Origin of the sequence: Nitratireductor sp. OM-1 (assembly GCF_003296175.1) — a bacterium.
Classification (GTDB): domain Bacteria; phylum Pseudomonadota; class Alphaproteobacteria; order Rhizobiales; family Rhizobiaceae; genus Nitratireductor; species Nitratireductor aquimarinus.
Genome location: NZ_CP029208.1, coordinates 1,829,058 through 1,854,200, shown reverse-complemented (window position 1 = coordinate 1,854,200; position 25,143 = coordinate 1,829,058). Strand labels below are relative to the sequence as shown.

The 25,143-nt window shown below is 64.0% G+C and carries 18 protein-coding genes; 10 read left to right on the top strand and 8 right to left on the bottom strand.

The features are described from left to right. The first annotated feature begins 37 nt into the window (after positions 1-37). Together edd and DEJ54_RS08725 are read left to right on the top strand one after the other, a co-directional pair. Positions 38-1,852 carry a phosphogluconate dehydratase gene (gene edd, locus DEJ54_RS08730; RefSeq protein WP_113154218.1) on the top strand — a complete coding sequence of 605 codons (1,815 nt, stop codon included), beginning with the start codon at positions 38-40 and terminating at the stop codon, positions 1,850-1,852. A 50-nt stretch (positions 1,853-1,902) separates the two neighbouring features. Continuing rightward, on the top strand, positions 1,903-3,222 hold the full coding sequence (locus DEJ54_RS08725) for a DUF2254 domain-containing protein (protein ID WP_113154217.1): 1,320 nt from the start codon (positions 1,903-1,905) through the stop codon (positions 3,220-3,222). Positions 3,223-3,434: 212 nt separating this feature from the next. On the opposite strand, the gene DEJ54_RS08720 is transcribed toward DEJ54_RS08725, so the two are convergent. The 3 genes from DEJ54_RS08720 to DEJ54_RS08710 form a co-directional block, all read right to left on the bottom strand. Next, complete coding sequence (locus tag DEJ54_RS08720; RefSeq protein ID WP_113154216.1) at positions 3,435-4,397, bottom strand: GlxA family transcriptional regulator; 963 nt, start codon at positions 4,395-4,397, stop codon at positions 3,435-3,437. A gap of 57 nt (positions 4,398-4,454) precedes the next feature. Further along, the gene (gene folD / locus DEJ54_RS08715) at positions 4,455-5,351 is read right to left on the bottom strand and encodes a bifunctional methylenetetrahydrofolate dehydrogenase/methenyltetrahydrofolate cyclohydrolase FolD (RefSeq protein ID WP_113154215.1); all 897 of its coding nucleotides are present in this window, start codon (positions 5,349-5,351) and stop codon (positions 4,455-4,457) included. A 216-nt stretch (positions 5,352-5,567) separates the two neighbouring features. Beyond that, positions 5,568-8,162, bottom strand: a complete 2,595-nt coding sequence (locus DEJ54_RS08710; protein ID WP_113154214.1) for a GNVR domain-containing protein — start codon at positions 8,160-8,162, stop codon at positions 5,568-5,570. A gap of 251 nt (positions 8,163-8,413) precedes the next feature. On the opposite strand from DEJ54_RS08710, the gene DEJ54_RS08705 reads away from it, so the two are divergent. Continuing rightward, a complete protein-coding gene (locus DEJ54_RS08705) occupies positions 8,414-9,634 on the top strand; it encodes a lipopolysaccharide biosynthesis protein (protein ID WP_371685968.1) in 1,221 nt (406 codons plus the stop codon). Between the two features lie 8 nt (positions 9,635-9,642). Here the strand turns inward: DEJ54_RS08705 and DEJ54_RS08700 are convergent, their stop codons facing one another. From DEJ54_RS08700 to DEJ54_RS08690, 3 genes are read right to left on the bottom strand one after another with little or no spacing between them, the layout of a single operon-like run. After that, positions 9,643-10,515: a DUF6492 family protein gene (locus tag DEJ54_RS08700; protein WP_113154213.1), complete on the bottom strand. Its 873-nt coding sequence runs from the start codon at positions 10,513-10,515 to the stop codon at positions 9,643-9,645. Between the two features lie 2 nt (positions 10,516-10,517). Further along, positions 10,518-11,300 (bottom strand): WecB/TagA/CpsF family glycosyltransferase, encoded by a 783-nt coding sequence (locus DEJ54_RS08695; RefSeq protein ID WP_113154212.1) that lies wholly within the window; start codon positions 11,298-11,300, stop codon positions 10,518-10,520. Continuing rightward, a complete protein-coding gene (locus DEJ54_RS08690; protein WP_113154211.1) occupies positions 11,297-12,472 on the bottom strand; it encodes a glycosyltransferase family 4 protein in 1,176 nt (391 codons plus the stop codon). Before DEJ54_RS08690 ends, DEJ54_RS08695 begins: the two co-directional genes overlap by 4 nt. Positions 12,473-12,655: 183 nt before the next feature. Between DEJ54_RS08690 and DEJ54_RS08685 the strand changes: the two genes are divergently transcribed. The 3 genes from DEJ54_RS08685 (at position 12,656) to proC (ending at position 15,933) form a co-directional block, all read left to right on the top strand. Continuing rightward, positions 12,656-13,654 carry a glycosyltransferase family 2 protein gene (locus tag DEJ54_RS08685; RefSeq protein ID WP_113154210.1) on the top strand — a complete coding sequence of 333 codons (999 nt, stop codon included), beginning with the start codon at positions 12,656-12,658 and terminating at the stop codon, positions 13,652-13,654. 106 nt (positions 13,655-13,760) lie between these two features. Next, positions 13,761-15,020 (top strand): Hsp70 family protein, encoded by a 1,260-nt coding sequence (locus DEJ54_RS08680; RefSeq protein WP_113154209.1) that lies wholly within the window; start codon positions 13,761-13,763, stop codon positions 15,018-15,020. Positions 15,021-15,126: 106 nt separating this feature from the next. Then, the gene (proC, locus tag DEJ54_RS08675) at positions 15,127-15,933 is read left to right on the top strand and encodes a pyrroline-5-carboxylate reductase (protein WP_113154208.1); all 807 of its coding nucleotides are present in this window, start codon (positions 15,127-15,129) and stop codon (positions 15,931-15,933) included. A 98-nt stretch (positions 15,934-16,031) separates the two neighbouring features. Here the strand turns inward: proC and DEJ54_RS08670 are convergent, their stop codons facing one another. Together DEJ54_RS08670 and DEJ54_RS08665 are read right to left on the bottom strand one after the other, a co-directional pair. Next, a complete protein-coding gene (locus tag DEJ54_RS08670; protein WP_113154207.1) occupies positions 16,032-17,351 on the bottom strand; it encodes an NAD(P)H-dependent oxidoreductase in 1,320 nt (439 codons plus the stop codon). A 52-nt stretch (positions 17,352-17,403) separates the two neighbouring features. Next, the gene (locus DEJ54_RS08665) at positions 17,404-17,883 is read right to left on the bottom strand and encodes an Lrp/AsnC family transcriptional regulator (RefSeq protein WP_113154206.1); all 480 of its coding nucleotides are present in this window, start codon (positions 17,881-17,883) and stop codon (positions 17,404-17,406) included. 142 nt (positions 17,884-18,025) lie between these two features. Here DEJ54_RS08665 and DEJ54_RS08660 point away from each other — a divergent pair, with 142 nt between their 5' ends. From DEJ54_RS08660 to DEJ54_RS08640, 4 genes are all read left to right on the top strand, one after another. Then, a complete protein-coding gene (locus tag DEJ54_RS08660; protein WP_113154205.1) occupies positions 18,026-21,445 on the top strand; it encodes an indolepyruvate ferredoxin oxidoreductase family protein in 3,420 nt (1,139 codons plus the stop codon). Between the two features lie 887 nt (positions 21,446-22,332). Further along, entirely contained in the window at positions 22,333-23,352 is a 1,020-nt protein-coding gene (locus tag DEJ54_RS08650; protein ID WP_113154203.1) for an ABC transporter substrate-binding protein, read from the top strand. 43 nt (positions 23,353-23,395) lie between these two features. After that, a complete protein-coding gene (locus DEJ54_RS08645; RefSeq protein ID WP_113154202.1) occupies positions 23,396-24,166 on the top strand; it encodes an ABC transporter ATP-binding protein in 771 nt (256 codons plus the stop codon). Continuing rightward, a complete protein-coding gene (locus DEJ54_RS08640) occupies positions 24,156-25,001 on the top strand; it encodes an ABC transporter permease (RefSeq protein WP_113154201.1) in 846 nt (281 codons plus the stop codon). The genes DEJ54_RS08645 and DEJ54_RS08640 overlap by 11 nt, the downstream gene beginning before the upstream one ends. The last annotated feature ends 142 nt before the right edge of the window (positions 25,002-25,143 follow it).

Below are 25,143 nucleotides of genomic sequence, written 5' to 3'. Positions count from 1 at the left end.
TCCGCGTGGGGCCAACTGCAAGACAGGACGCCATGCCATGACCGCAAGACCCGAAATCGAAGCCGTCACAGCCCGCATCCGCGAGCGCTCACGCGCCAGCCGCGAAGCCTATCTGGAACGCATCGAGCACGCTGCCGGACAGGCCGTTCATCGCGGCGTCCTTTCCTGTGGCAACCTCGCCCACGGCTTTGCCGCCTGCGGACCGGCAGACAAGGCGGCCCTTTCCGGCGACCGGGTGCCCAATATCGGCATCATCACCGCCTACAACGACATGCTCTCGGCGCACCAGCCCTTCGAGCCGTTTCCCAACATGATCAAGGACGCCGCGCGCGAAGCCGGCGGCGTGGCGCAGGTTGCCGGCGGCGTGCCTGCCATGTGCGACGGCGTCACCCAGGGCCAGCCCGGTATGGAACTGTCGCTCTTTTCGCGCGATGTCATCGCCATGTCGGCTGCCGTCGGCCTGTCGCACAACATGTTTGACGCGGCCGTCTATCTCGGCGTCTGCGACAAGATCGTGCCGGGCCTGGTCATCGCCGCCCTCACCTTCGGCCACCTGCCTGCGATCTTCATTCCCGCCGGACCCATGACCTCCGGCCTGCCCAATGACGAGAAAGCCCGCATCCGCCAGCTCTACGCCGAAGGCAAGGTGGACCGTGCGGCGCTGCTGGAAGCCGAGTCCAAATCCTATCACGGCCCCGGCACCTGCACCTTCTACGGCACGGCCAACTCGAACCAGATGCTGATGGAGATCATGGGCCTGCACACGCCGGGTTCCTCCTTCGTCAATCCCAACACGCCGCTGCGCGATGCCCTGACGAAGGAAGCCGCAAAGCGCGCACTCGCCATCACCGCGCTCGGCAACGAGTTCACGCCCGTTGGCCGCATGATCGACGAGCGCTCCATCGTCAACGGCGTGGTCGGCCTCAACGCCACGGGCGGCTCGACCAACCACACCATGCATCTGGTCGCCATGGCGGCCGCTGCCGGCATCCGGCTCACCTGGGACGACATCGCCGAGATTTCGGACCATGTGCCGCTCGTCGCCCGCGTCTATCCCAACGGGCTTGCCGACGTGAACCATTTCCACGCCGCAGGCGGCATGGGTTACATGATCCGCGAACTGCTCGACGACGGCTATCTGCACGAGGATGTGCGCACCATCTGGGGTGAGGGTCTGCGCCCCTACACGGTCGAGGCCAAGCTCGCCGACAATGGTTCGGTCGTGCGCCTCTCCGCACCCGCCACCAGCGGCAACGACAAGGTGCTCACCACCGCCGCCAAACCCTTCCAGCAGACCGGTGGCATCCGGGTTCTGTCGGGCAATCTCGGCAAGTCGATCATCAAGGTTTCCGCCGTCAAGCCGGAGCACCGCGTGATCGAGGCCCCTGCCCTTGTCTTCCATTCGCAGGAAGAGATGCAAACGGCCTTCAAGGAAGGCAGGCTCGACCGCGATTTCATCGCCGTCATCCGCTTCCAGGGCCCCAAGGCAAACGGCATGCCGGAACTGCACAAGCTCACGCCGGCGCTCGGCGTGCTTCAGGATCGCGGACACCGCATCGCGCTCGTCACCGACGGGCGCATGTCGGGTGCATCCGGCAAGGTGCCGGCGGCCATCCACGTCACGCCCGAAGCGCTGGACGGCGGCATGATCGGCAAGCTGCGCGATGGCGACCCGATGCGCCTCGACGCAGACAAGGGCACGCTTGAAGCGCTGGTCGACGCCGAAGAGTTCGCCGCACGCGAAAGCGCCGCACCCGACCTCTCGGGCAACCAGTTCGGCATGGGCCGCGAGCTCTTTGCCGGCTTCCGGCAGCTCGCCGGCCGTGCCGATCAGGGTGCAGCCGTATTCTGAGCTGGAACAAACTGCGGTAGCCGTGCATTCTTCCTCTGATCGGAGGGAGTGTGAACGGCTACTGGTTCCTCTTCAGGCGGCTCACGCGAGCCCTGTGGTTTCTGCCGGCGCTGTTCTGCGTCTCGGCGGTCATCGTCATTGTCCTTGCCTATCTTTCGGCAGACCTGCTGCCCGAAAGTCTGGATGAAAGCGCGCTTCCCATAACCGTTTCGGGAGAAGCGCTGCGCAACATTCTGAGCATCGTCGCTTCCAGCATGCTGGCGGTCGCCGTCTTCGCGCTTTCAACGCTGGTCAACCTGCTCACCAGCGCCGCGCAGACAGGCTCGCCCCGCGCCGTGCCGCTTTTCTCCGGCAATCGCGCCGCCCGCACCACCATTTCCGTTTTCATCGGCGCGTTTCTCTTTTCCATCATCGGCATAATCGGCCTGTCGAGCGGCATCTACACGCTTGGCGGACGGCTTATCCTCTTCGCCGCCACCGTCATCGTGGTCTTTGCCGTTGTCTGGGCGTTGATCCGCTGGGTGCGCGAAATCTCGGTTGTCGGACGCGTCGTGGAGATGACCAGCCGGCTTGAAGAGACAACACGGGAAGCCCTCACCCGCCTTGGTCGCGACGGGCGCTATGGCTGCACCGCCGCCACTGCATTCCCTACGCCTTCAGGGCAGACTGTCAGCGCCGGTGCGGTCGGCTTCGTCCAGCATTTCGACCCGCACGCGCTGCAGGAGCTGGCGGAGGCCAGCGATCTCACAATCCATGTTCTCGTCCGCCCCGGCGATTATGTGGACCACGCCACCGCGCTTGCCGTCATCAGCGGCGAGGCGGACGATGCCTGCCTCGAGGCGGTCCATGACGACTTCATCATCGGTGAGGAGCGCACCTTCGATTCCGATCCGGGGTTCGGCTTCCTCGTTCTGGCCGATGTCGCCCGCCGGGCGCTTTCCCCCGGCGTCAACGACCCTTCCACCGCAATCCACGTTCTCACCGTGCAGACCCGGCTTCTGGCCGACTGGGCGCTGACGGACAAGGAGGCGGGCAGCGATAACGACGAGCCGCCCTACCCCAAGGTGACCTTTGCGCCCGTGAAGCCGTCCGCTCTTTTGGATGCAGCCTTCCGGCCCATATCCTACGAAGCCGCCTCCGGCGCGCCCGATGTCGGACTGGCGCTGTTGCGTGGCCTGTCCTCGCTTGCGCGTGTCGCGCCGGGAGCCTTCCACGACGCCGCCACGGCGCTGGCCGCAGACTTCACCGCCCGCGCGACCTCATGCGCCTCCCACGCACCTGATGTGGCTGCACTGCGTAAAGCTGCTGCCGAAATCGGTGGCGTGGTTTCGGACGCCGAGCGCCCTCGCCCTTCGACAAGCTCAGGATGAGGGCTACTGAGAGGCCGCAGTTGCTTCAAGCTCTATGCCCGCTTCTTAGTCAGCACGGGAGCCTCATTCCGAGGTTTCTTGGGCGTGTGTAGTCAAGCTCTCAACTGTGTGGGTATGACGGGAGAATCGGTCACTCAGTAGCCCTCATCCTGAGCTTGTCGAAGGGCGGGGGCGCTCGGCTCCACCGTCACGCCTCCGACTCCACCCGCCCCTCAATAACCAGCCCGGCGCTCTTCGGATGGCGGGCGGCCAAATTGCTGGCGATAGCTCTGCGCGAAATAGGAATGAGAGGTGAAGCCCGTCGCAATCGCCACATCGAGGATCGGCATGTTCGTCTGCCGCAGAAGCTCGCGCGCCCGCTCCAGCCTGAGCCGCATGTAGTAGCGCCCCGGTGTCATCCCCAGATGCCGCAGGAAAAGCCGCTCGACCTGGCGCACGGAAAGGCTCGCCGTGCCGGCAAGCTGCGCCGCCGAATAAGGCTCATCCAGATTGTCGGCCATCAGCTCGACGATCTTCTTCAGCTTCTCCGACTTGCCTGTCAGGTCGCGCTCCGGCCCCGTGCGCTGCCGGTCGCCGGCGGAGCGGATGCGCTCGTGCTGAAACTGGTTGGCGACGTCATTGGCAAGATCCGCGCCAAGGTCCGTCCGCACGATTTCCAGCATCAGGTCGATGGAAGTCGTCACGCCCGCGCAGGTATAACGCCGGCGGTCGATCTCATAGACATTGCCCGTGCATTCGATATCGGGAAAGCGCTCCATGAAGGAGGCCCGGTTCTCCCAGTGGATCGTGCAGCGATGGCCGGCAAGCTGCCCGGCCTCGGCAAGCAGATAGGAGCCCGCCGCCAGCGCACCCAGCGCAGCACCGCGCCGGCCAAGGCTGCGCAATGCGGCAAGCACCACGCTCTTGCCGGGAAACTCGGTGGTGAGCCCCACGCAGACAAAAAGAATATCGACAGGCGGAAGATCGGCGACTGCGTAGTCGATCTTGATCGGCAGCCCGTTGGACGCCATCACCGCCTCGCCATCGGCCGAAACGGTCACCCAGCTATAGACGTCACGCCCTAGCAGACGGTTGGCCGAGCGCACCGTGTCGATGGCCGCCGCCAGCGAAAACATCGAAAACTTGTCGACCAGCAAAAATGCGAAATGCCGTCGGTCCTGCCGCGCCTCGCCCATGGGCAATTGTTCTAAAACAGGCTTGTCCGGCAGGAGAGGCATGGCAGATGGTCCCGATCAGAAAGCTGGTGGTTCAAGCCCCGCAGTGCGGAATGCGGAAGTGAGCGTGTTGGCCATAAGCATGGCGATGGTCATCGGCCCCACGCCGCCCGGCACCGGGGTGATCGCGCCGGCGCGCTCCTTTGCTTCGGCAAAGGCCACGTCACCCACAAGCCGCGTCTTGCCCTCGCCCTTTTCCGGCGCGGGAATGCGGTTGATGCCCACATCGATCACGGTCGCGCCGGGCTTCACCCAGTCGCCCCGAACCATTTCCGGCCGTCCCACTGCTGCAACGAGAATGTCGGCCGTCGCGGCCAGCGCCGGCAGATCCTTCGTGCGGCTGTGCGCAACGGTCACCGTGGCGTTGGCGGCCAGAAGCAGGTTCGCCATCGGCTTGCCCACAATGTTGGAGCGCCCGATCACCACTGCCGAGAGGCCGGAGAGATCCCTGCCGCGCACCCGCTCAAGCATGAGCATCGCGCCCGCCGGCGTGCAGGGCACGAAGGCGCTGTCCAGCGCACCGGTTCCAAGCCTGCCGACATTGATGAAATGAAAACCGTCGACATCCTTGTCCGGATCGATGGTCTGGATGATGCGCGCTTCATCGATGTGCCCGGGCAGCGGCAGCTGCACCAGAATGCCGTGGATCGCCGGATCGGCGTTGAGTTCCTCGACCAGCGCCACCAGCGCGTCTTCCGACGTTTCTGCCGGCAGCGAATGCTGAACCGAATGGAAGCCGCATTCCTTGGCGCGGCGCGACTTGGACGCCACATAGACCTGGCTTGCCGGATCTTCGCCGACGATCACCACCGCCAGCCCCGGCGTCACGCCGTGTTCGGCGAGCGTCGCAGTCTGCGTCTTGACCTTCGCAACCACATCTTCTGCGATCGCTTTTCCGTCGATGATATCGGCCATGTCTTTCCCCGGTCAGGCGTCAGTGCGTGCGGCCTCCCGGTCCACGCCAAGGCGCTCGCATCGGGATCGCACTCCAGCCCGCATAATGGGGAAAACGCAGAACCGCAATCCCGGCTTCGCGTCGTTTGACGACGTTATTGGGAAAGAAGGCGAATTTGTCTGGAACGCGCCCGCCGTTCGACAGCGTCAGGCAAGACCGCCTGACGCCGGAAGCGTCTAGTACCGGAACCGGTTTGCCCGGCGCACGGCCAGTGCATCGACCTCACGACGCACGGCTTTCAGACGATGGTGGATTTCACTGAAGCGGTCGTCGCCATCGTCTTCTTCATGAAACGGCTCGCCAGCGCTCTGCGGACCTGCCGCAAATCCAGCCTGCGCCATCGGCGGCACCTGCTGCCAGACGGGATAGGCCGGCATCATCGGCATGTTGATTCCCGGCTGCCCCATCACAGGCTGAAACGGCGCCATTGCAGGCATCATGCCGGGCTGCATCGCAAGCTGTGGCGTCTGCCACATCTGCTGCGGTGCATATTGCGGCTGCGGCTGCGGCTGGGACTGAACATGCGATTGCGAAGCTGCCGACGCCCGCACCCGATGCCGTGGCTCCGCATACCGATCGGCAAGATCATCGATCTCATCGTCCAAATGCGCCGTAAACGCATGGTCGAGATCATCTTCATCCTCACGCGCGTCCACACCGGCCATTGCATAGCGCTCACCCGAACGCGGACGCCATTCGCCAGAATGCCGGTCTGATGCAGCATCCCGCAGCCGGTCGTCGGACGCGTGCCGCCAGGATCCGCCACCGGGCGGTGTCGGGTCAGGCTCCGGGTCATAATCGTCATAACCCTGGCTGCCTTGGCCGCCATCGTCTTCCTCGGCCTGACGCTCGGCCATGTTTTCGCGCAGGCTCTGGATCGCCCCGCCGGCAGCGCCAATGCCCACGCCGAACAGGAAGCCAAGGATCATGCCCGCCATCGCGATCGACGAACGCGACGGCCCGATCGGATCGAGCGGCGGCACGGCCTGCGAAATCACGCTCACGTTGGCGGTGTTCAGGCGTTCCTGCTGACCGGTCTCACGGGCGCGCAGGAGCAGCGATTCGTACACCGAGCGCTTCGCATTCGCCTCGCGCTCAAGCTCGCGAAGCGTCACCTGCTCCGATGCCAGATTGCCCTTCTGAACCTTCAGCCGCGCGAGCTGGCCGGCCAGATCCTGCTCAAGCTGCACGGCGCGCTGCAATTCCACCTGGTTGGATGCCGTCACCCGCCGCAATTCGCGTGCGATCTCCTCACGCGCGCCGGAGAGCTCCGCTTCCACGGCAAGCCGCTCCGGATGACGCGGGCCGAACTTCACGGCCAGTCTGCCCGCCTGCTGCCGCAGGCTCGAATACTGCGCCAGAAGCTCCGTCATGACGGGCGAAGAGATCTGCTCCGGCAGCGCACCACCCAGAACCTCGTCCACGTCCAGAGAGCGCGCAGCCGCCGCACGCGCATTCAGCTCCGACGTGCGCGCCCTGGCGTTCGAAAGCTGATCATTGAGACGCAGGATCTCCTCATCGGTGATCAGACGCCCCTGCGCATCCACGATGTCGTTCTTCGCCTTGAAATCGGCCACGGCCCGTTCGGCCTCTTCCACTTCGGCCCGAAGCGAGATGAGCTGCTCGGTGATCTCGCGATTGGCGCGGCCCGCCGTTGCAGACTGAAGCTCGCCGAAGGTCGACAGGAACACGTCGCGGGTGGTGGTGGCGATCAGAGAGGATTTCTCCGGATCCTCCGTCTCCGCGCCGATGGTGATGATGAAGGTCTTGGCGTTACGGCTCACATCCAGCGCATCGGCGAGATTATCGACCGCTATGGAATGCCGCGCCGTGCCACCATCCTCTTCGCCGCTGCTGAGCAGCGCCGAGATGAGCGCGCGCGGGCTCAACAGCAGGCTCACAATGGAACTGCCCCCCGAACCGTTGAATTCCGGGTCATCCGCCAGATCCAGTTCGTCCACCACCCGCGCCAGCACATTGCCGGAGGTCATGATGGCCACCTGGTTTTCGATAAGCGCCAGCGTCGCATCCGAGGGCAGACCGCCCGGCGTCAGATCGCGTTCCACCAGCTGCAGATTGCGCGGATCGAAAATGAGCTGCGTTGCCGCGTAATACATTTTCGGCGTCGACAGCGCGACCATCACGCCAAGAACCGCGCCGATGATCGTCGTCAGAAGAATGAGCCACTTGGCGCGAAAGATCCCGCTGATCACGCGCACGGGATCGATCAATGGCCGCCAGAGCCGCTCATTCGCATCACGCTTTCCGGTCTGCCTGCGCCGGCTCTGCGGGCGCTCGCGATAGGCTTCGGGCTCTTCGTCAATCACGGTTCGCCGCACGGCCACATCGCGCTCTTCGCGCATCGGCGCACGCGCGGGCTCTGCGGTCTGCGCCCCGCGCTGCGGGGCCTCCGGCAGCGGAAACATCCTGTCGAGCAGGCGTTTTTGGAGCGGGGTCTTTTTCGGTGCGGCGCGTTCTTTCCGAACCGGTTCCTCGACCCGGCGCGCAGGCTGTGCGCGCTTCGGGGAAACGTCGTCCCGCGCGCGGTCGCCCGCCTCGGCGCGACGCAGATAGGCATCCGCCGAGGCTGCCCGCTCCCGGCGCGCCTCGCGCATTTCCGCATCCCTGTCAGAGCGCGGCAATGACGAACGGTCCGCAAGATCTTCCTGCGTTGTCACACGATCATCACGCGGCGGCTGCATCGACAAAAGCGAACGCGAGCGCCCGTCTTCCCTTGACCGTTTCCTGTTGGGATTTTCGGCGTCGAACATCGTGTGTGCAGCTTCCGCAAATGATGATGAAGCGGGCACATCAGCCCGCGATTATGTTAACCCAAGCTAAAGAGGCACAGGTAACAAACAGTTAACGGTAAGCTCCACGTAATTGTTTTTTGCCCCTGCGTCAGCCAGCAGAACAGCGCATTAAGTTTTATTGCTTATGCTCGCCGCAGAACCGGCATTTCAGGCTCAGAATTCAGGGGCGCCCCATCTCGCTACGCGACATCATCACCAGCCAGCGCCAGGTGCTGCGGGACTACCTCGCCACGATCAGCGGATCGGCGGGCAGGCTCGTCTTTTCGCTCGCCTATTTCGTGATTCTGGCCAACAGCCTGTCCATCGCCGATTTCGGTCTCTTCGCCACGGCCTCCGCCGCTGGCGTGATGGTCGGTCGCATTCTGGCGCTTGGCTTCACCGCCACGCTCTACCGCATCGCCACCGTCAAGCCGCGCCTGCTCGGCACATACGCCGCCGGTTTCCTCGTGCTGACGGTCGCTTCCCTGCCGCTCATCGCGCTGGCGAGCGTGGCGCTCTATCTGGTGTTCTTTGCGGGCGACATGAAGGTTCTGCCCTTTGCGCTCGTCATCGCGTCCGACGCCATTGCCTGGCGGCTCACCGAAACGGTGATCGTGGTCAACAATGGCCTCAACCGCTTCGGCCGCGCCGCCGTCATTCTCATCGTCAGCGTCGGCATCCGCGCGCTGGCGGCCCTCCTGTTCACATTCCACGCGAGCAGCGACCTCCTCACCTGGACCGTTTTCTATCTCGCGGCAAACAGCGCGGCGCTCGTCTTCGCGCTCCTGTTCTACTGCCCCCGCCAGCGCCTGCGCCTGCAAAGCGCGCTCTACTGGCGTCGCCTTCCCGACGCGCTCTACGTGGCCGGCGCAGAAGTGCTGTTCTATCTGCAGATGGAGCTCGACAAGCTTCTGGTTCTTGCCCTTGGCAACCCGCAACTTGCCGGCATCTACGCCATCATCATGCGGCTGGTGGACCTGACCGCGATCCCCATCCGCTCCTTCTCCATGCTGCTAGTCCAGCGCATGATGCGCGCACCGGAAATGCTCAACCGCTGGAAACTGCGTCTTGGCATTGAGGGCGCGATCTTCGCCGTGTCCACGCTGGCGCTGGCGTCGCTTGCGGTGATCCTGCTGTTTTACCCCACGCTGCTCGGGCGCAATGTGGCCGAGGCAGCACCTCTGGTCATTCTGGCGCTTGCGGTTCCGGGCCTGCGCAACCTGACCGAATATCAGGCGGACCTGCTCTTTGCCCGCGGCCAGACCTTCATTCGCGCGGTCAATCTCGGCCTTCTGGCCCTGGGCAAGGCCGCACTTCTCTCGCTGGTTCTGAGAAACTTCACCGAGACACGGGACATCATTCTTTCGCTCAACGCGGTCTTCGCGGTGCTTTACGTGCTGTCGATGGTGCTCACCTATCGCGCTCTGGCCAGACCGGCCAAACGCGTCTGATACAGACCCTAACCGATCACACGGCGCAGCGGTTCCAGGCTCGTCTCGGTGAAGGACTGAATGCCGATGGCCACCTGATAGGGCTCCATCCCGGCAATGAAACGCTCAATGCCGGTTTCATCCAGCTCCGGCCCCAGCCAGTAGATGTGGCAGAGCGCGCGGTCGTCGTGGAAGTGTCCTTCCCCGTTCAGAACCTCATCCACATAGCGGCCATAGAGAATGCACTCAGAGAAACGGCGGTCGCTCGCCACCACATTGATCCACGGCCTGCCGTGAACCGTCTCGATACGCCTGAGCATGTCCAGTACGGTTTCGCGTCGCCATGCGATCAGTGTGGTGATGTAGTCATGGTCGCTGGTCTGCCCGGCAGGAAGGTCAAGCGCCCTGCCCGCATTGGCCAGCCAGTCGCGGTGCCCCATGTCCATCAGCGAATGCATGCCGCCGCTTTTGCGGTATAGCCGCATCTGGCCATCGCGCCAGAAATCGCCGCAGTCGAACGGCTTCAGGAACACGACGTCGGAATCGCAATAGACAAGCGCGTCTTCCGTCGCCTTTTCGGCAAAGGCGATGCGCCGCAATTGCTGCACATGCCATCCGCGCAGCGGCGCAAGCCGCGTGCTCAACCAGACATGGCGGCGAAAAAGACTGGTCGGATCGCGCACCGCATGCAGCCAGGATGGCAGGAGATCACGCTCGTCGACCACCACCCGGCGGTCCGTTTCCAGTGCGCGAAAACGCTCGACATCATGACTGGCGACAAGCAGGTAATGGCGTGTGTAGCCGGTCACATACCGGTCCATGCTCTCGCACAACAGCCTGCATCGCTCGAAATCACCGGCATAGCTGGGCGTCACGATTGCGGCGTTCTGTTGCGCTCCCATGCCTAGCCTCCGCCTGCCTTGCCGCTCAGCTTCTGGCCAAGCACCCGCAGGAGAAACAGCGGATTGCCCACCACATAGCGCCGCCACAGACGACGCGGCTCAAGCCCCAGCCGGAACAGCCATTCAAGCCGCAGCCGGCGCATCCACAGGGGCGCGCGCGGCACCGCGCCGCTCAGAAAATCAAGAAGCGCGCCCACCGCAATCGGCACCGTGCAATGCTCGCCCCCGAGCTTCCCGGCAATCCACAATTCCTGGCGCGGAACGCCCATGGCCACAAGCAGCACGTCCGGGCGGATCTCTTCCAGCCTGTCGAGGATGGCCTTCTCTCCCGCACCGTCAAAGTAACCGTCATGCAGGAAGACAAATTCGTGTTGCGGCGCGTGCTCTGCAAGCTTCTCGGCTGCGGCAAGCGCGTTGTCGCGCCGCGCGCCAAGCAGGCCCACCGTCAGCCGGTCCTTCTGCCGCCTGAGGAATTCCGGCACGAAATCAGTGCCGTTCAGATTGTCGGGAAACGGCTCGCCGTAGAGCATCTTTGAAGCGATATCGACACCAACGCCATCCGCCAGCACCAGAAAGTCCGCCAGGACCTGGCGAAAGCGCGCGTCCGCAACGGCCACATTGGCGTTATGCGCATTGAGGAACGTCACTTGCGTGAAGCGCCGTTCGGCAATGCTTTCGGCCAGCATCGCAATTGCCGCGTCACGGCCAATTGCCGTCACATCCGTTCCCAGAATGTCGCGCCGCTCGGGCACCGGCGTGATCTTGTTCGGCGCGTCCACGTTCATGCGGCCTCGTTCTGCCGGCCAAAGCCAGACTGCTGAAGCCCGTGAAGCACGGCCTTGTCGAGCGCGTTGCGCTGCTCTTCATGGAATGTCCGCCCATCAAGATCGACGGGCGATCCGGCCGCACGCACCAGCGCATCTGCAAAGGCGCGCGGCTCGTCGGCAAGGGTGCAGTTCTCCGGCTTGTAGGAAATGCCGCGCAGTGCGCTCTGCGTCGCAACGCTCGGCAGGCCCAGTTCAAAGGTCTCGATCGTCTTCAGCTGCACGCCGGTTCCGGCGCGGCTGACAAGCGGGACCACCTTGCCCGACCGCACAAACTCCACCGCGTCGGGAACACGCCCGACAAAGGCGATGCGGGGGTGTTCCTGCGCCAGGCTCGCCGGCGCGTCACCGGCCACCGCAATGCGAAAATCGTCAGGCAGGTGCGGCACAACCTGTTCCAGAAACCAGTCGAGCCCGATGCGATTGGGCGCCCAACTCCACGTGCCGATCAGCGCCGCGTCGTAATCCGTCCTGCGTTCATCGCCCGTCACCTCCACCGGCGCATGCGCCACCAGCGGCAGAACTGCCGAGCGCCGGTCATCCGCCACGCCCAGAACCTGCCGGTCATCCTCGGAAAGCGTGTAGATGAAATGCGCATCGGCGCACAATTGCGCTTCCAGCGTTTTCAGAAGCTTCGCCTCACGGCCAAACATGAAACGCGCAATGGGGCTGCGTGCGGCACGCGCGCTCTGCTCGGCGGAAACATACTCCACATTGTGCGCCACATAGATGTTCGGCAAATGGGCGAAGATCTCGCGGAATGCGCCTGCAAACTGCACGGAATTGAAAATGACGCCATCCACCGGACCAAGGCCGTCGAGTGCGGCGCGCACCTGCGCCGGCGAGGCAAGCAGCATCTTGGCGGACGAGAACGTCATGTTGCGCGTCATTGCACGGGCAAGCCATCGCAGCTTCTGAAGACCGCCCGCCGCTTCGGTGCGCGGGTCCATTTCACCCAGAACGACCGTATCGTCGGCAATGTTGCGCGCCTCACGTCCCTGCCAGGCAAAGCCCATGACGGAGACCCGGCACCCCGCGCGCGACAACGCGCCGAGGATTGCCGCATTGGCAATCTCGTAGCCACTCTTGGGCGTCCCGTCGGGAACGATGGATGTCGCAAAGACCAGATGCATGCACTTTTCCTGTTTGGAACGTTCTGTCAAACAGCAATGAACTCTTCATTAAGGGAGAAGCCGGAGAAACACTTTTGGCGGGCATAACATCATTTCCCTGCCGCAAAAACCTGCCGCACTTAACGCCGCCTTAATTGCCGCCACCGCTTATAGAGCGCGAAACAAGGGGGCATTGGCGGGATCGTGACGCAGGACAGGGCAGACAAGTCGGTTTCAACCGTCGCGCGAACGCCGTCGCTGAGCGTGCAGGACATCGAGTGCGTTGTCACCGTTCCCACCTTCAAGCGCCCCGATCAGCTTCTCGACACGCTCCATTCGCTTGCCGCCCAGAAAACCGCGCGCCCCTTTGCCATCATCGTGATGGAAAACGAGGCCGAGGCACACGAAGGCGCAGACGCAGCCGCCCCGCTCTTTGCCGATGGCACGTTCAACGGCCTCGTCATCATCGCCCATCAGCGCGGCAATTGCTGCGCCTACAATGCCGGCTGGGAAACCGCGCTGGCTGAATTTCCGGCCTTTCGCTATCTCGCCGTCATTGACGATGACGAACTCGCCTCTCCGCACTGGCTTGAGAACCTCTGCGCCACGGCGGAGAAATTCGACGCCGATATCGTTGGCGGCCCGCAGGTGCCGGCCTTTGAAAAGCCTGCGCATGAGCGCTGGGCGACCCACCCGGTCTTCGCCCCGCCCTATGATGAAACAGGCCCCGTTGCAGCGCTCTATTCCTCCGGCAATCTTCTTGTGACGCGCCGCGTTCTGGAAGCGATGCCGCGCCCCTTCCTCGATCTTCGGTTCAACTTCATGGGCGGCGGCGATTCCGATTTTCTCAGCCGTGCGCGCCAGAAAGGCTTTCGCCTTGCATGGTCGGCAGAGGCCGAGACGCAGGAGATCGTGCCGGCGCGCCGGGTCGAACGCGACTGGATCCGCGCCCGCGCGCTGCGCAACGGCGTCATCTCCACACTGGTGGAAAAGAAGAAACGGGCAGACGAAGGCTTCGGCCGGCTGCGTGTCTTCGCCAAGAGCCTGGCGCTTCTGGCCCTCTCCCCGCTGCGTGGAGCCGCCCGGCTTGCAAAGACCGGCTCCATCTCCACCGCCATGTATCCCGTCTATGTCGGTCTTGGCCGCGTCATGGCCGAATTCGGCTACGCGAACGAGCAGTATCGCGAGCCGGAAAAGAACTGACGGCCTTTGCCGCCAACAAAACGCTTCGCCGCTGTCGACTTCCCTTCGGTGATTGTGTATCGGTCCCGCTCCCCTGACCGATCCACATCCCCCAAGGACATAAGCTATGCGAGCGCTGAGCGGCGGCATCGACTTCGGCACGTCGAATTCAACAGCCGGTTTCATGGAAAACGGCCAGCCACGGCTCATCGAGCTGGAGCGTGGCGAGGTCACCATGCCGAGTGCGGTGTTCTTCAATTTCGAGGACAACCGCACCTATTTCGGCCGTAGCGCCATTTCCTGCTACACGGAAAATGCCGAAGGCCGGCTTCTGCGCGCCCTGAAAAGCGTTCTCGGATCGTCGCTGATCCACGAGAAAACGCGCATCAAGGCGCATTCCATCGCCTTTTCCGACATTATCGGCTCGTTCCTGCATTTTCTGAAGGACAGCCTCGAAACCAATCTCGGCGGACCGGTCGACAACATCGTGCTCGGCCGACCGGTGCAGTTCGTCGATGACAATCCGGAAGCCGACCGCCGCGCGCAGGACGAGCTTGAAAAAGCGGCCCAGCGGCGTGGCTTCAAACACATCGAGTTTCAGTTCGAACCCATTGCCGCGGCCCTCGATTACGAGCAGCAGGTCAGCGGCGAGGAACTGGCGCTGATCGTCGATATCGGCGGCGGCACGTCCGACTTTTCCGTCGTGCGCGTCTCCTCGGAACGCGCGAAGCAGGCCGACCGCAAGGACGACATTCTTGCCAGCCACGGCGTGCATATCGGCGGCACGGATTTCGACCGCCTCCTGAGCATCGCCCATCTGATGCCGGAACTCGGCTACCGCACGCTCACCAAAGACGGCAAGCGCCAGCTCCCCGCCGGATATTATATCGATCTTGCCACCTGGCAGCGCATCCACATGCTCTACACCAACAAGGCGATGACCGATCTCAGGCAGATCCGCTACGAAGCGGCCCAGCCCGAACTGGTGGAGCGTATGATCGACGTGGTTTCAAACCGGCAGGGCCATGCGGCCGTGGCCGAGGTGGAACGGGCGAAGATCGCGCTGACCGACCTGACGGAGAGCGCCATCGAGCTTCCGCTCACCGAGGAGAAGCTGCATCTGGCCGTCACGCGCGACGAGCTGAACGACGCCATTCGCGTCACCGTCGAGCGCGTTCAGAAGGCCGTCAGCGAAACCCTCGTCAATGCCGGCATCGGGCCTGAGCGGATCACCGCGCTGTTCCTCACCGGCGGTTCGTCTGCCATCCCGCTTCTGCGCGAAAGCGTTCTGGGCATGCTGCCGGCCGCTTCCGTGGTCGAGGGCGACATGTTCGGCTCCGTCGGACGCGGCCTGGCCCTGGACGCCGGGCGCAGGTTCGGCGTCTGAGCCCACTCTTTCGGACCGGGGCGCCAAAACGCCCCGGCCCACATCCTTCTGTTGCATTCGCCGTCCGCACGCGGCATTCCTCTCCCATCATCAAGGGAGAAGTTTCATGGGCAAATCGGTCATTCTCGTCGGCTGCGGAAACATGGGTTACGCCATGCTGAAAGGCTGGATCGCGGCAGGCAAGCTCGCCTCCGGCGACGCCACCGTGATCGAGCCGAATGCGGACCTGCGCGCCCGCGCCGCAGCACTCGGCGTGACGGTTACCGACAGCGTCGACACGCTGGAGCAAGGCGCAGACATGATCGTGTTCGCCGTCAAGCCGCAGGTCATTCGCGACATCGCCCCCGCCTATGCCCGCTTTGCCGACAAGGCCACCTTCGTCAGCGTTCTCGCCGGCACCGGAACGGCCACATTCGAGGAAATTCTCGGCCGTCATGCCGCGGTCATGCGCTGCATGCCCAACACGCCCGCCGCCATCGGCAAGGGCATGATGGTGCTGTTCTCCAACCGCAATGTGAGCGACGGGGCAAAAGCCTTCGCCGGGGAACTGCTTGCCACCAGCGGCGCGGTCACCACCATCGACAATGAAGAGCAGATGGACGCCGTCACCGCCGTTTCCGGCTCCGGCCCGGCCTACATCTTCCACTTCATCGAGTGCCTGACGGCTGCCGGCGAGAAGGCCGGCCTGCCGAAGGAAACCGCAAAGCTTCTCGCCATGCAGACGGTCTATGGCGCGGCCTGCCTTGCCAAAGAAAGCGATGACGAGCCCGGCAAGCTGCGCGAGCAGGTGACAAGCCCGAACGGCACCACCGCCGCCGCGCTCTCCGTCTTCATGGATGAGAACCGCCTTCTCGATCTGGTAAGCGACGCCGTCGACGCCGCCAAGAAGCGCTCCATCGAACTGGGAAAGTAGAGGATCGGCGCAGGCCCCTCATCCGCCTGTCGGCACCTTCTCCCCGCCAGCGGGGAGAAGGTGCCGACAGGCGGATGAGGGGCGAGCACCCCACGCCATCACCCTTCGCCGAACACCATCGCATCCTGCCGCGCCCTGAGCGCCACCAGCCGCGAAGCCGCGTCGGGCGCAACATTCGCGTAGGTCAGAAGCGCGCCCTTCTTCACCGGGGCCGTCACCGTGCCGCCCTCAAGCAGCCCGCATGGCACGGCCTTCGCCGTGCGCGCCTCTTCCGCCGTCATGATCCACGAGCGGTAGGAATATTCGCCGATGGCGTCGAGCCGGTCGCCGGGCTTCAGATCCTTCTTCGCCACCGCACAGACTTCCGCAACCGGCCTGTCGAGCGGCACCATGTCCGCCTTGTTGTAGAGCACGGCGCGCGCGCAGGTGAGCGGCACTTCCAGCGAGGTCAGGTGATAGGGCCGGAAGAAGGTGTAATACGGCCCCTCCCCGAGCTTCAGATCGTTCATGCGCTCGCGCAGACGCGGATGATCCATTTCCGCCACCACGAACACGCCCGGCGCGACACCCTTGCCCACCGTGAAGTCGACACAGCCCTTCTTCGAGAGCACGCCGCCATCGGCAATCGGGCAGAGAACGCTTGAAAGCTCCTCGCGGCTCGCCGCCGGGCCATGCATGCCCGGCTTGTCCGGTACGAGGCCCGTGGCATTTGCGATGGCCGCCATCTCTACCATCGTCTTGGAGCCGTCGACGAACTCGACCAGCATCCGCACATTCATGTTGCGCCGTTCCGCTTCCTCCGCGTAGTCGTCCGGCACAGCGTCGATGTTGAGCGGATTGTTCTTGCCCTTGCCGGCGGCAACGATGTCGTGCCCCATGGCCGAAACGAACTCGATCAGTTCCATGCAGGAAGACGGCTCGTCGCCCGCACCCAGCGAATAGGTCACGCCCAGCCGTGCAGCCTCGCGCTTCAGATAAGCGCCGATGGTCACATCCGCCTCGACATTCATCATGACGAGATGCTTGCCCGCCTCCATGGCCGAAAGCCCGATCTCCGCGCCAACCGCCGGCTTGCCCGTGGCGTCGATCACCACGTCCACCAGATCGTTTTCGGAAACCAGCCGGGAATCGCCCGAAAGCGCCGTCTTGCCGGCGCGGATCGCGTCGCTGATCGCGCCCGCCGTTTCAGCCTCCACCGCGCTCCCGGCAGCGCGTCCGGCAATCTCGATGGCCTTTGCCGCGCGTTCGGGCCGCGTGTCGGCAATGGCCGCCACCTCGATGCCCTTCATGCGCGCCACCTGCGTGACGATGTCCGTGCCCATCTCGCCGCAGCCGATCAGGCCGATGCGCACCGGCCGCCCCTCTTCCGCCCGCTGCTCAAGATCGCGCGCAAGACCCGTAAGCGCCACATTCGTCATCCGATGTCCTCCTCGTTTGGCGACCGAGATAGAAGCGGCCCGGCGCGGTATGTCAACCGCTCTTCACCTGCACCGGAACCGGACTGTTTTTCTTGATATCTTTCAGAACGAGGTTGGTGCGCACATTGGCGATGCCAGGCAGGCGGAACAGGAAATCCTCCAGAAACCGGTTATAGGCCGCCAGGTCCCGGCACACGACGCGCAGATGATAATCCGCCTCTCCCGTCGTGGAGTAGCAGTCGAGCACTTCGGGCCGCCGCCGCGTCTCGGCGATGAACGTGTCCACATGCCGGTGGTCATGCCGCGTCAGCGACACATGCACGATGGCCTGAAAACCGAGCCCCGCCTTCTCCACGTCCAGCAGAGCCGCATATTGCGTGATCAGCCCCGCCTCCTCCAGCGCCTTCACCCGCCGCCAGCAGGCTGAAGCCGACATGCCGGCCCGCTCCGCCAGCTCCTGGTTCGAGAGCCGGCAATTGGCCTGAAGTGCGTCCAGAAGCCTCTTGTCCTGTTCACTCAGCTTTTCGGGCATAGGTCCAAATCCTGAAAAATTCTCCGGCACACCCACCTATAGCGGATAATCCTTCCAGAAACCAAATTCCAATCGCCAAATCTGGCACAAAATTCCACCTCCGCCGGTTTAGAATTCTTCCAGTCTGCACTGGAGGAATTGCATGACCGTCCAACCCAAGGCCGGCGAACTCGCGCGCTATCAGCTCGAGGACCGCTACACCCAGGAAAAGGGCCGCGTCTTCATGACCGGCACGCAGGCGCTCGTGCGCGCCGTGCTCGATCAGGCGCGCCGCGACCGCGCGAACGGCCTCAACACGGCAGGTTTCATCTCCGGCTATCGCGGATCGCCGCTGGGCGCGCTCGACCTTGAGTTATGGAAGGCGAAGGACCGGCTCGACGCCGCCCGCATCGAATTCCTCCCCGCCGTCAACGAGGATCTCGCCGCCACCGCCGTGCTCGGCAGCCAGCAGGTGGAGACCAATCCCAAGCGCGAGGTCGAAGGCGTTTTCGGCCTCTGGTATGGCAAGGGGCCCGGCGTCGACCGCTCGGGCGATGCGCTGAAGCACGGCAACGCCTACGGCTCCTCGCCCCATGGCGGCGTGCTGGTGGTTGCCGGCGACGATCATGGCTGCGTCTCCTCCTCCATGCCGCACCAGTCGGACGTCGCCTTCATGTCGTGGTTCATGCCCACGCTCAATCCGGCCAGCGTGTCGGAATATCTGGCCTTCGCAGAATATGGCTACGCCCTGTCGCGCTTCTCGGGCATGTGGGTCGGCTTCAAGGCCATTTCGGAAACGGTGGAATCGGCAGCCTCCGTCGACATTCCCGCCCCCCGCGCGTTCGAGACACCCGATTTCACACCGCCTCCCGGCGGGCTCCACTATCGCTGGCCGGATCTTCCCGGCCCGCAGATCGAGGAGCGCATGGAGGCGAAGAAGCACGCCGTTCTGGCGTTTGCCGAAGCCAATCCCGTCGACCGCCACATCTATGACGTGAAGGATGCCCGTTTCGGCATCGTCACCACCGGCAAGGCCCATCTCGACCTGATGGAGGCGCTGCGCCTTCTGGGCATCAGCGAGGCCGAGTGCCGGAAGCTCGGCATCGACATCTACAAGGTCGGCATGGTGTGGCCACTCGCCCGCCGCGCAGCACTCGACTTCGTGAAAGACAAGCAGGAAGTCCTCGTCATCGAGGAAAAGCGCGGCATCGTCGAAAGCCAGTTCAAAGAATATTTCTACGACTGGCCCGGCCACAAGCCGCACGCCATGGTGGGCAAGCGCGACGAGGATGGCGAACGCCTCGTGCCGTGGACCGGCGAGCTTTCGCCACGCCTGCTTCTGCCCATCGTCGCCCGGCGGCTCGAAGGCATCTTCCCCGGCAGCGGCTTCATCGCCCGCGCTGAAAAGATCCTCGCCGCACCGGCCATCACCCTGCAGGTGGAAGGCGCGACCCGCACTCCGTATTTCTGCTCCGGCTGCCCGCACAACACCTCGACCAAAGTGCCCGAGGGGTCCGAAGCGCTGGCCGGCATCGGCTGCCATTTCATGGCGAGCTGGATGGACCGCAACACCACCTCGCTGATCCAGATGGGCGGCGAGGGCGTGAACTGGGCAGCCTCCTCGCTCTTTACCGGCAAGAACCACGTCTTCCAGAATCTCGGCGAAGGCACCTGGTATCACTCCGGCTCCATGGCCGTGCGGCAGGCGATTGCCGCAAAGGCCAACATCACCTTCAAGATCCTCTACAACGACGCCGTCGCCATGACCGGCGGTCAGCCGGTGGACGGCCCCGTCAGCGTTCAGGCGATTGCCCACGCCTCGCGCGCCGAGGGTGTGGAGCGCATTGCGCTCGTCTCCGATCACCCGGACAAGTTCCAGCCTGGCGAACTGCCGGCCGCCACCACCATCCATCACCGCCGCGAGCTCGACGCCGTCCAGCGCGAGCTGCGCGAGGTGAAGGGCGTGTCCATTCTCATCTACGAACAGACCTGCGCCACCGAGAAGCGCCGCCGCCGCAAGCGCGGCCAGATGGAAGACCCGAAGAAATTCGTCGTCATCAACGACCTCGTCTGCGAGGGCTGCGGCGACTGCTCGGTGGAATCCAACTGCCTCTCCGTCGAACCGCTCGAAACCGAGTTCGGCACCAAGCGCAAGATCAACCAGTCGTCCTGCAACAAGGACTTCTCCTGCGTGAACGGCTTCTGCCCGAGCTTCGTCACCGTCGAGGGCGCAACCCGCAAAAAGCGCTCCGGCATGGAGTTCGATCTGACGCGGCTTGCCGGCGATCTCCCCGATCCGGAGCCTGCAGCGCTCGACAGGCCCTTCGACCTGATGATCACCGGCGTCGGCGGCACCGGCGTCGTCACCGTTGGCGCGCTCATCACCATGGCCGCGCATCTGGAGGGCAAGGGCTCCAGCGTGCTCGACTTCACGGGCTTTGCCCAAAAGTTCGGGCCGGTGCTTTCCTATGTCCGGCTGGCGTCTGCACCCGACGCCATCCATCAGGTGCGCATCGATCGTGGTGCAGCGGATGCGCTGATCGGCTGCGACATCGTCGTGTCGTCCTCACCCAAGGCGTCGGCCAGCTACCGCCCCGGCATGCGCGCCGTGGTGAACCTTGCCGAGATGCCCACCGGCGATATCGTGCGCAAGCGCGATGCGAGCCTTCACGTGGACCAGCGGCTTGCAGCCATCGAAGGCGTGACGGGCAAGGATGCGCTTGCCGCCATGGACGCCAACCGCCTCTCTGAAAAGCTCATGGGCGACACGGTGTTCGCCAATGTGATGATGCTCGGTTTCGCCTGGCAGAAGGGCCTCGTGCCCGTCTCGCTCAACGCGCTTACCCAGGCCATCGTGCTGAACGGCGTCGCCATTGAGAAGAACCACCGCGCCTTCCTCATCGGCCGTCTGGCGGCGGAAAAGCCCGACGCGCTGAAGGGCCTGCTCGACCCGAAGCCGCAGGCCGACGGAACGCTCGACGAGATCGTCACCCGCCGCGAGGCCTTCCTGACCGACTATCAGAACCCGGCCTATGCCGCGCGCTACCGCCATCTGGTGGATCGCGTTCGCGCCGCCGAAGCGCCGTTCGGCAGCGACGCCGTCAGCCGGGCCGTTGCCCGCTCCCTGTTCAAGCTGATGGCCTACAAGGATGAATACGAGGTCGCGCGCCTTCACACGCAAACGGGCTTTTCCGCCCGCATCGCAGAAGAGTTCGAGGGCGACTATCGCATCGTCCATCACCTCGCGCCGCCCTTCCTCGCTTCCGGCACGGATGCGCGCGGACGTCCGCTCAAGCGCGAATTCGGCCCCTGGGTGCGCCTGCCGTTCCGCATGCTCGCCCGCATGAAGCGCCTGCGCGGCACCGCCTTCGACCCGTTCGGCCGCACCGCCGAGCGGCGCATGGAGCGCGAACTGATCGGCTGGTACGAGGCGCATGTCGAAAAAGCGCTTGCGCAGCTCGACACCGGCAATGCCGCAACGCTTGCCGAAACCCTGGCGCTGCCCATGCAGATACGCGGCTACGGCCCGGTGAAAGAAGAGGCCGCAAAGCGCATCCGCACCGAGATGGCTGCGCGTCTGTAGACACAGCCTGAAGACCGCACCTCTCTCTTGGGCTCTCCGCTCCTTCGGCAGGCGGAGGAGCCTCCTTTCCCACCCTCTCCCTCGTCATCCTATGGTCAAGCCATAGGATGACGAGGGAGAGGGTCGGCGCGTTCTCATTCACGCCCCCTCCCATTCTTCTCCACCCCCTGCGGCAAACCAGGCAGGGAGAAGACGCGCGCTTCCCAATTCACGCTCCTTCATATCTCCCGCCCTCCCTTCGACAAACTCAGAAGGAAGAGAACCCACCCCCACCCCTCTCCTTCGTCATCCTCGGGCCTGACCCGAGGATCCATGCCGGAACGCCGAACACAAAGCCCAGCCCCTCAAAGCAAGCCCATCGCTTCCCACGCCGGTGCCGTCGCCACCGCAACGGCATGGAGCCTATGGTCAAGCCATAGGATGACGAGGGAGAGGGTCGGCGCGCTCTCATTCACGCTCCCCCCCTCATTCTTCTCCACCCCCTGCGGCAAACCAGACAGGGAGAAGACGGGCGCTTACCAATTCACGCTCCTTCATCTCTCCTGCCCTCCCTTCGACAAACTCAGAAGGAAGAGAACCCACCCCCACCCGCTCCTTCGTCATCCTCGGGCCTGACCCGAGGATCCATGCCGGAACGCCGAACATAAAGCCGAGCCTCTGAAAGCAAGCGCATCATTTCCCGCACCTGCGCCGTCGCCACCGCAACGGCATGGATCCTATGGTCAAGCCATAGGATGACGAGGGAGAGGGTCGGCGCCTTGCATGCCAACCAGAGGGCGTGCAGCGCAAACGCGCATGATGCGCGCCATGCGCCCGGCATCCCAATCCCTTGCTCCCGCTTCCTGCGTATGCAAATAGCATTGGTCAAACAGCCAAGGAGGAACCCCATGACCGCCATCACCCGCCGCACGCTCGGTGCGCTCGCCCTCACCACCGCTCTCGCCGGCTTCGCGCTGCCCTCCGCCGCCGCCGACAAGATCAATGTCGGCATTCTGTCGCTCACCTCGCATTCGCCGAGCATCATCGCCGAAGCCAAGGGCTATTTCGACGCGCAGGATATCGATGTCGAGTTCGTGTCCTTCCAGGCTGCGCAGCCCATGGCCGTCGCCATTGCCTCGGGCGATGTCGATTTCGGCATGACGGCGATTTCCGGCGGTCTCATCAGCCTTGCAGACAAGGGCGTGATCAAGGTCATCGGCGGCGCGCTGCAGGAAACGCCCGAGATCGACGGCCAGAAGATCCTCGCCTCCAAGGCTGCGTTCGACGCCGGCGTTAAAACGCCTGCCGACCTCAAGGACCACAGCTTCGGCATCACCACCACCGGCTCCTCCTTCCACTACATGGCGCACAAGATCGCCGACAAGGAAGGCTTTGACCGTTCCGAAATCCACGTGAAGCCGCTGCAGAAGGTGCCGGCCATCATCGCGTCGCTCAAGAGCGGCCAGATCGATGCATGGTCCATCGTGCCGAACATTGCAGGCGCGCTCACCAAGGGGCCTGAAGTCGTCGAGATCGGCAAGATTTCCGACTATGTCGACGATTACCAGGTCACCACGGTCTTCACCTCCACCAAAAATGCGACCGAAAAGAAGGACCTCGTCGAGCGCTTCCTGGCCGGTCTCTCCGAGGGCATCAGCGACTACAACGCCGCCCTGGTCGACAAGACCATGAGCGAGGAAGACACCGCGGCAATCGTCGGGATGATCCACAAATACGTCTATTCCGACCAGCCGCTCGACAAGGCCGATCCGCGCATCCGCGCTGGCGCCATGCGCATCAACGAAGGTGCGGCGCTGAGCGTGGCAAGCGTCGAGGACCAGCTTGAGTGGTTCAAGTCGGAAGGCCTCGTGCCCGATGGCGTGACGATGGAAAAGCTGGTCGACACCAGCTTCGTGGAAACCCGCTAACAGCGAAGCCGCCCCGGCCTGCCGGGGTGGCGTTTTTGGACCGATGCAGCTTCTTCTTCAGAACATCACCCACCACTATGGCGGCACCACCGTCCTCGATGACATCTCGCTTACGGTGGATGACGGCGAAATCGTCTGCATTGTCGGCCCCTCGGGCTGCGGCAAGTCCACGCTTCTGCGCATTGCCGGCGGACTGGAAAAGCCCGATCAGGGTCAGGCGCTTCTTGCCGGACCTGAGCCGGATGGCTCGCTCAACCCCCTCACCTACATCTTTCAGGATTTCGCCCTGCTTCCCTGGCGCAGCGTGGAAGGCAATGTGAGCCTGGTTCTGGAAGATCACGGCATCGCGGCAGCCGAGCGCAGGGCGATCATCGCCGATGTGCTTGCCCGCACCAATCTTTCCGATTTCGCCAAGGCGCTCCCGCGCCAGCTCTCCGGCGGCATGAAGCAGCGCGTGGCCATTGCCCGCGCGCTCGCCGTCAAGCCGGCCATCATGCTGATGGACGAACCGCTCTCCGCACTCGACAGCCAGACCCGCGAACTCCTGATGGACGATCTGGTTACGCTGTGGACCCGCGAGCGGTTTTCCGCCTGCTACGTGACGCACAATCTCAACGAGGCCGTGCGCCTTGGCCGCCGCATCATCGTGCTTTCCCGCCGCCCCGGCCGCATCCGCGACGTGGTCGAGATCGACATGCCCCTTGCCGAGCGCGCCGACCGGCTGGCCGAGCTGGAAACCCTGCAGCGCCGCGTCTGGGAAATCATGCGCGAGGAAGCCCGCGAAGCCGACAGGGAGATTTCCGATGTCGCATGACGCCACGCACGAACAACCCGCCGCCGATGCAGCAGCCGCCAATGAGAGCGGCCAGCGCCCGGTTCCCTTCCGTGGCGGCGGCTTCGTTCACCGTTCGCTCGGTCCCGTCGCCCCGCTTGTTTTCCTCGCCATTCTGGCGGTCTGGGAGCTGGGCTCGCGTTCGGGCTTCATCAGCCCCATTGCGCTGCCAGCCCCGTCAGAGGCGTTTGGCGCGCTTGTCGATCTTTTCCAGACCGGCATGCTCTGGAAGCATCTCGGCGCGAGCCTCTACCGTCTTGTCGTCGGCTGGACGCTGGGCAGTCTTCTGGGCATCGCCGTCGGCCTGTTCATCGGCCTGTTCTCGCTTGCCCGCGCCGGGCTTCTGCCGCTCGTCTCGGCCCTGTTCCCGGTGCCGAAAATCGCGCTCCTGCCGCTCTTCATCATCTGGTTCGGCATCGGCGAAGGCTCCAAGGTGGCCACGATCCTGTTCGGCACCTTCTTCCCGACCGTGATCGCCACCTATGGCGGCGTCGACAATGTGGACCGCAATCTGATTCGCATGGGCCAGTCCTTCGGCATGTCGTGGCTGTCCATCGTGCGCAAGATCATCCTGCCAGGCGCAATGCCGGCCATCCTGTCCGGCTTCCGCATCTCAGCCTCCATCGCCATCGTGCTTCTGGTCGCCGCCGAAATGATCGGCGCGGAATTCGGCGTCGGGGCCTATATCCTCATGGCCGGCGCGCTTTTCGCGCTGGATCAGCTCATTGCGGGCGTGGCGCTCCTGTCGCTCATCGGCCTCATCATTGCGTGGCTGATCGGCAAGCTGGAGAAGCGTCTGCTTTCGTGGAGAACATGAGCCTTTTTGCCGCTTGTGAAAAAACTCTTCGCAAATCGACAGAAGGGCGCTTGCCAGCAAAAAATCTCGTGCTATAAACCACGCGCTTCCGGCGGAAACCAACACCGCCTCGCCTTGTAGAAATCTCTGCACCGGCACCGTG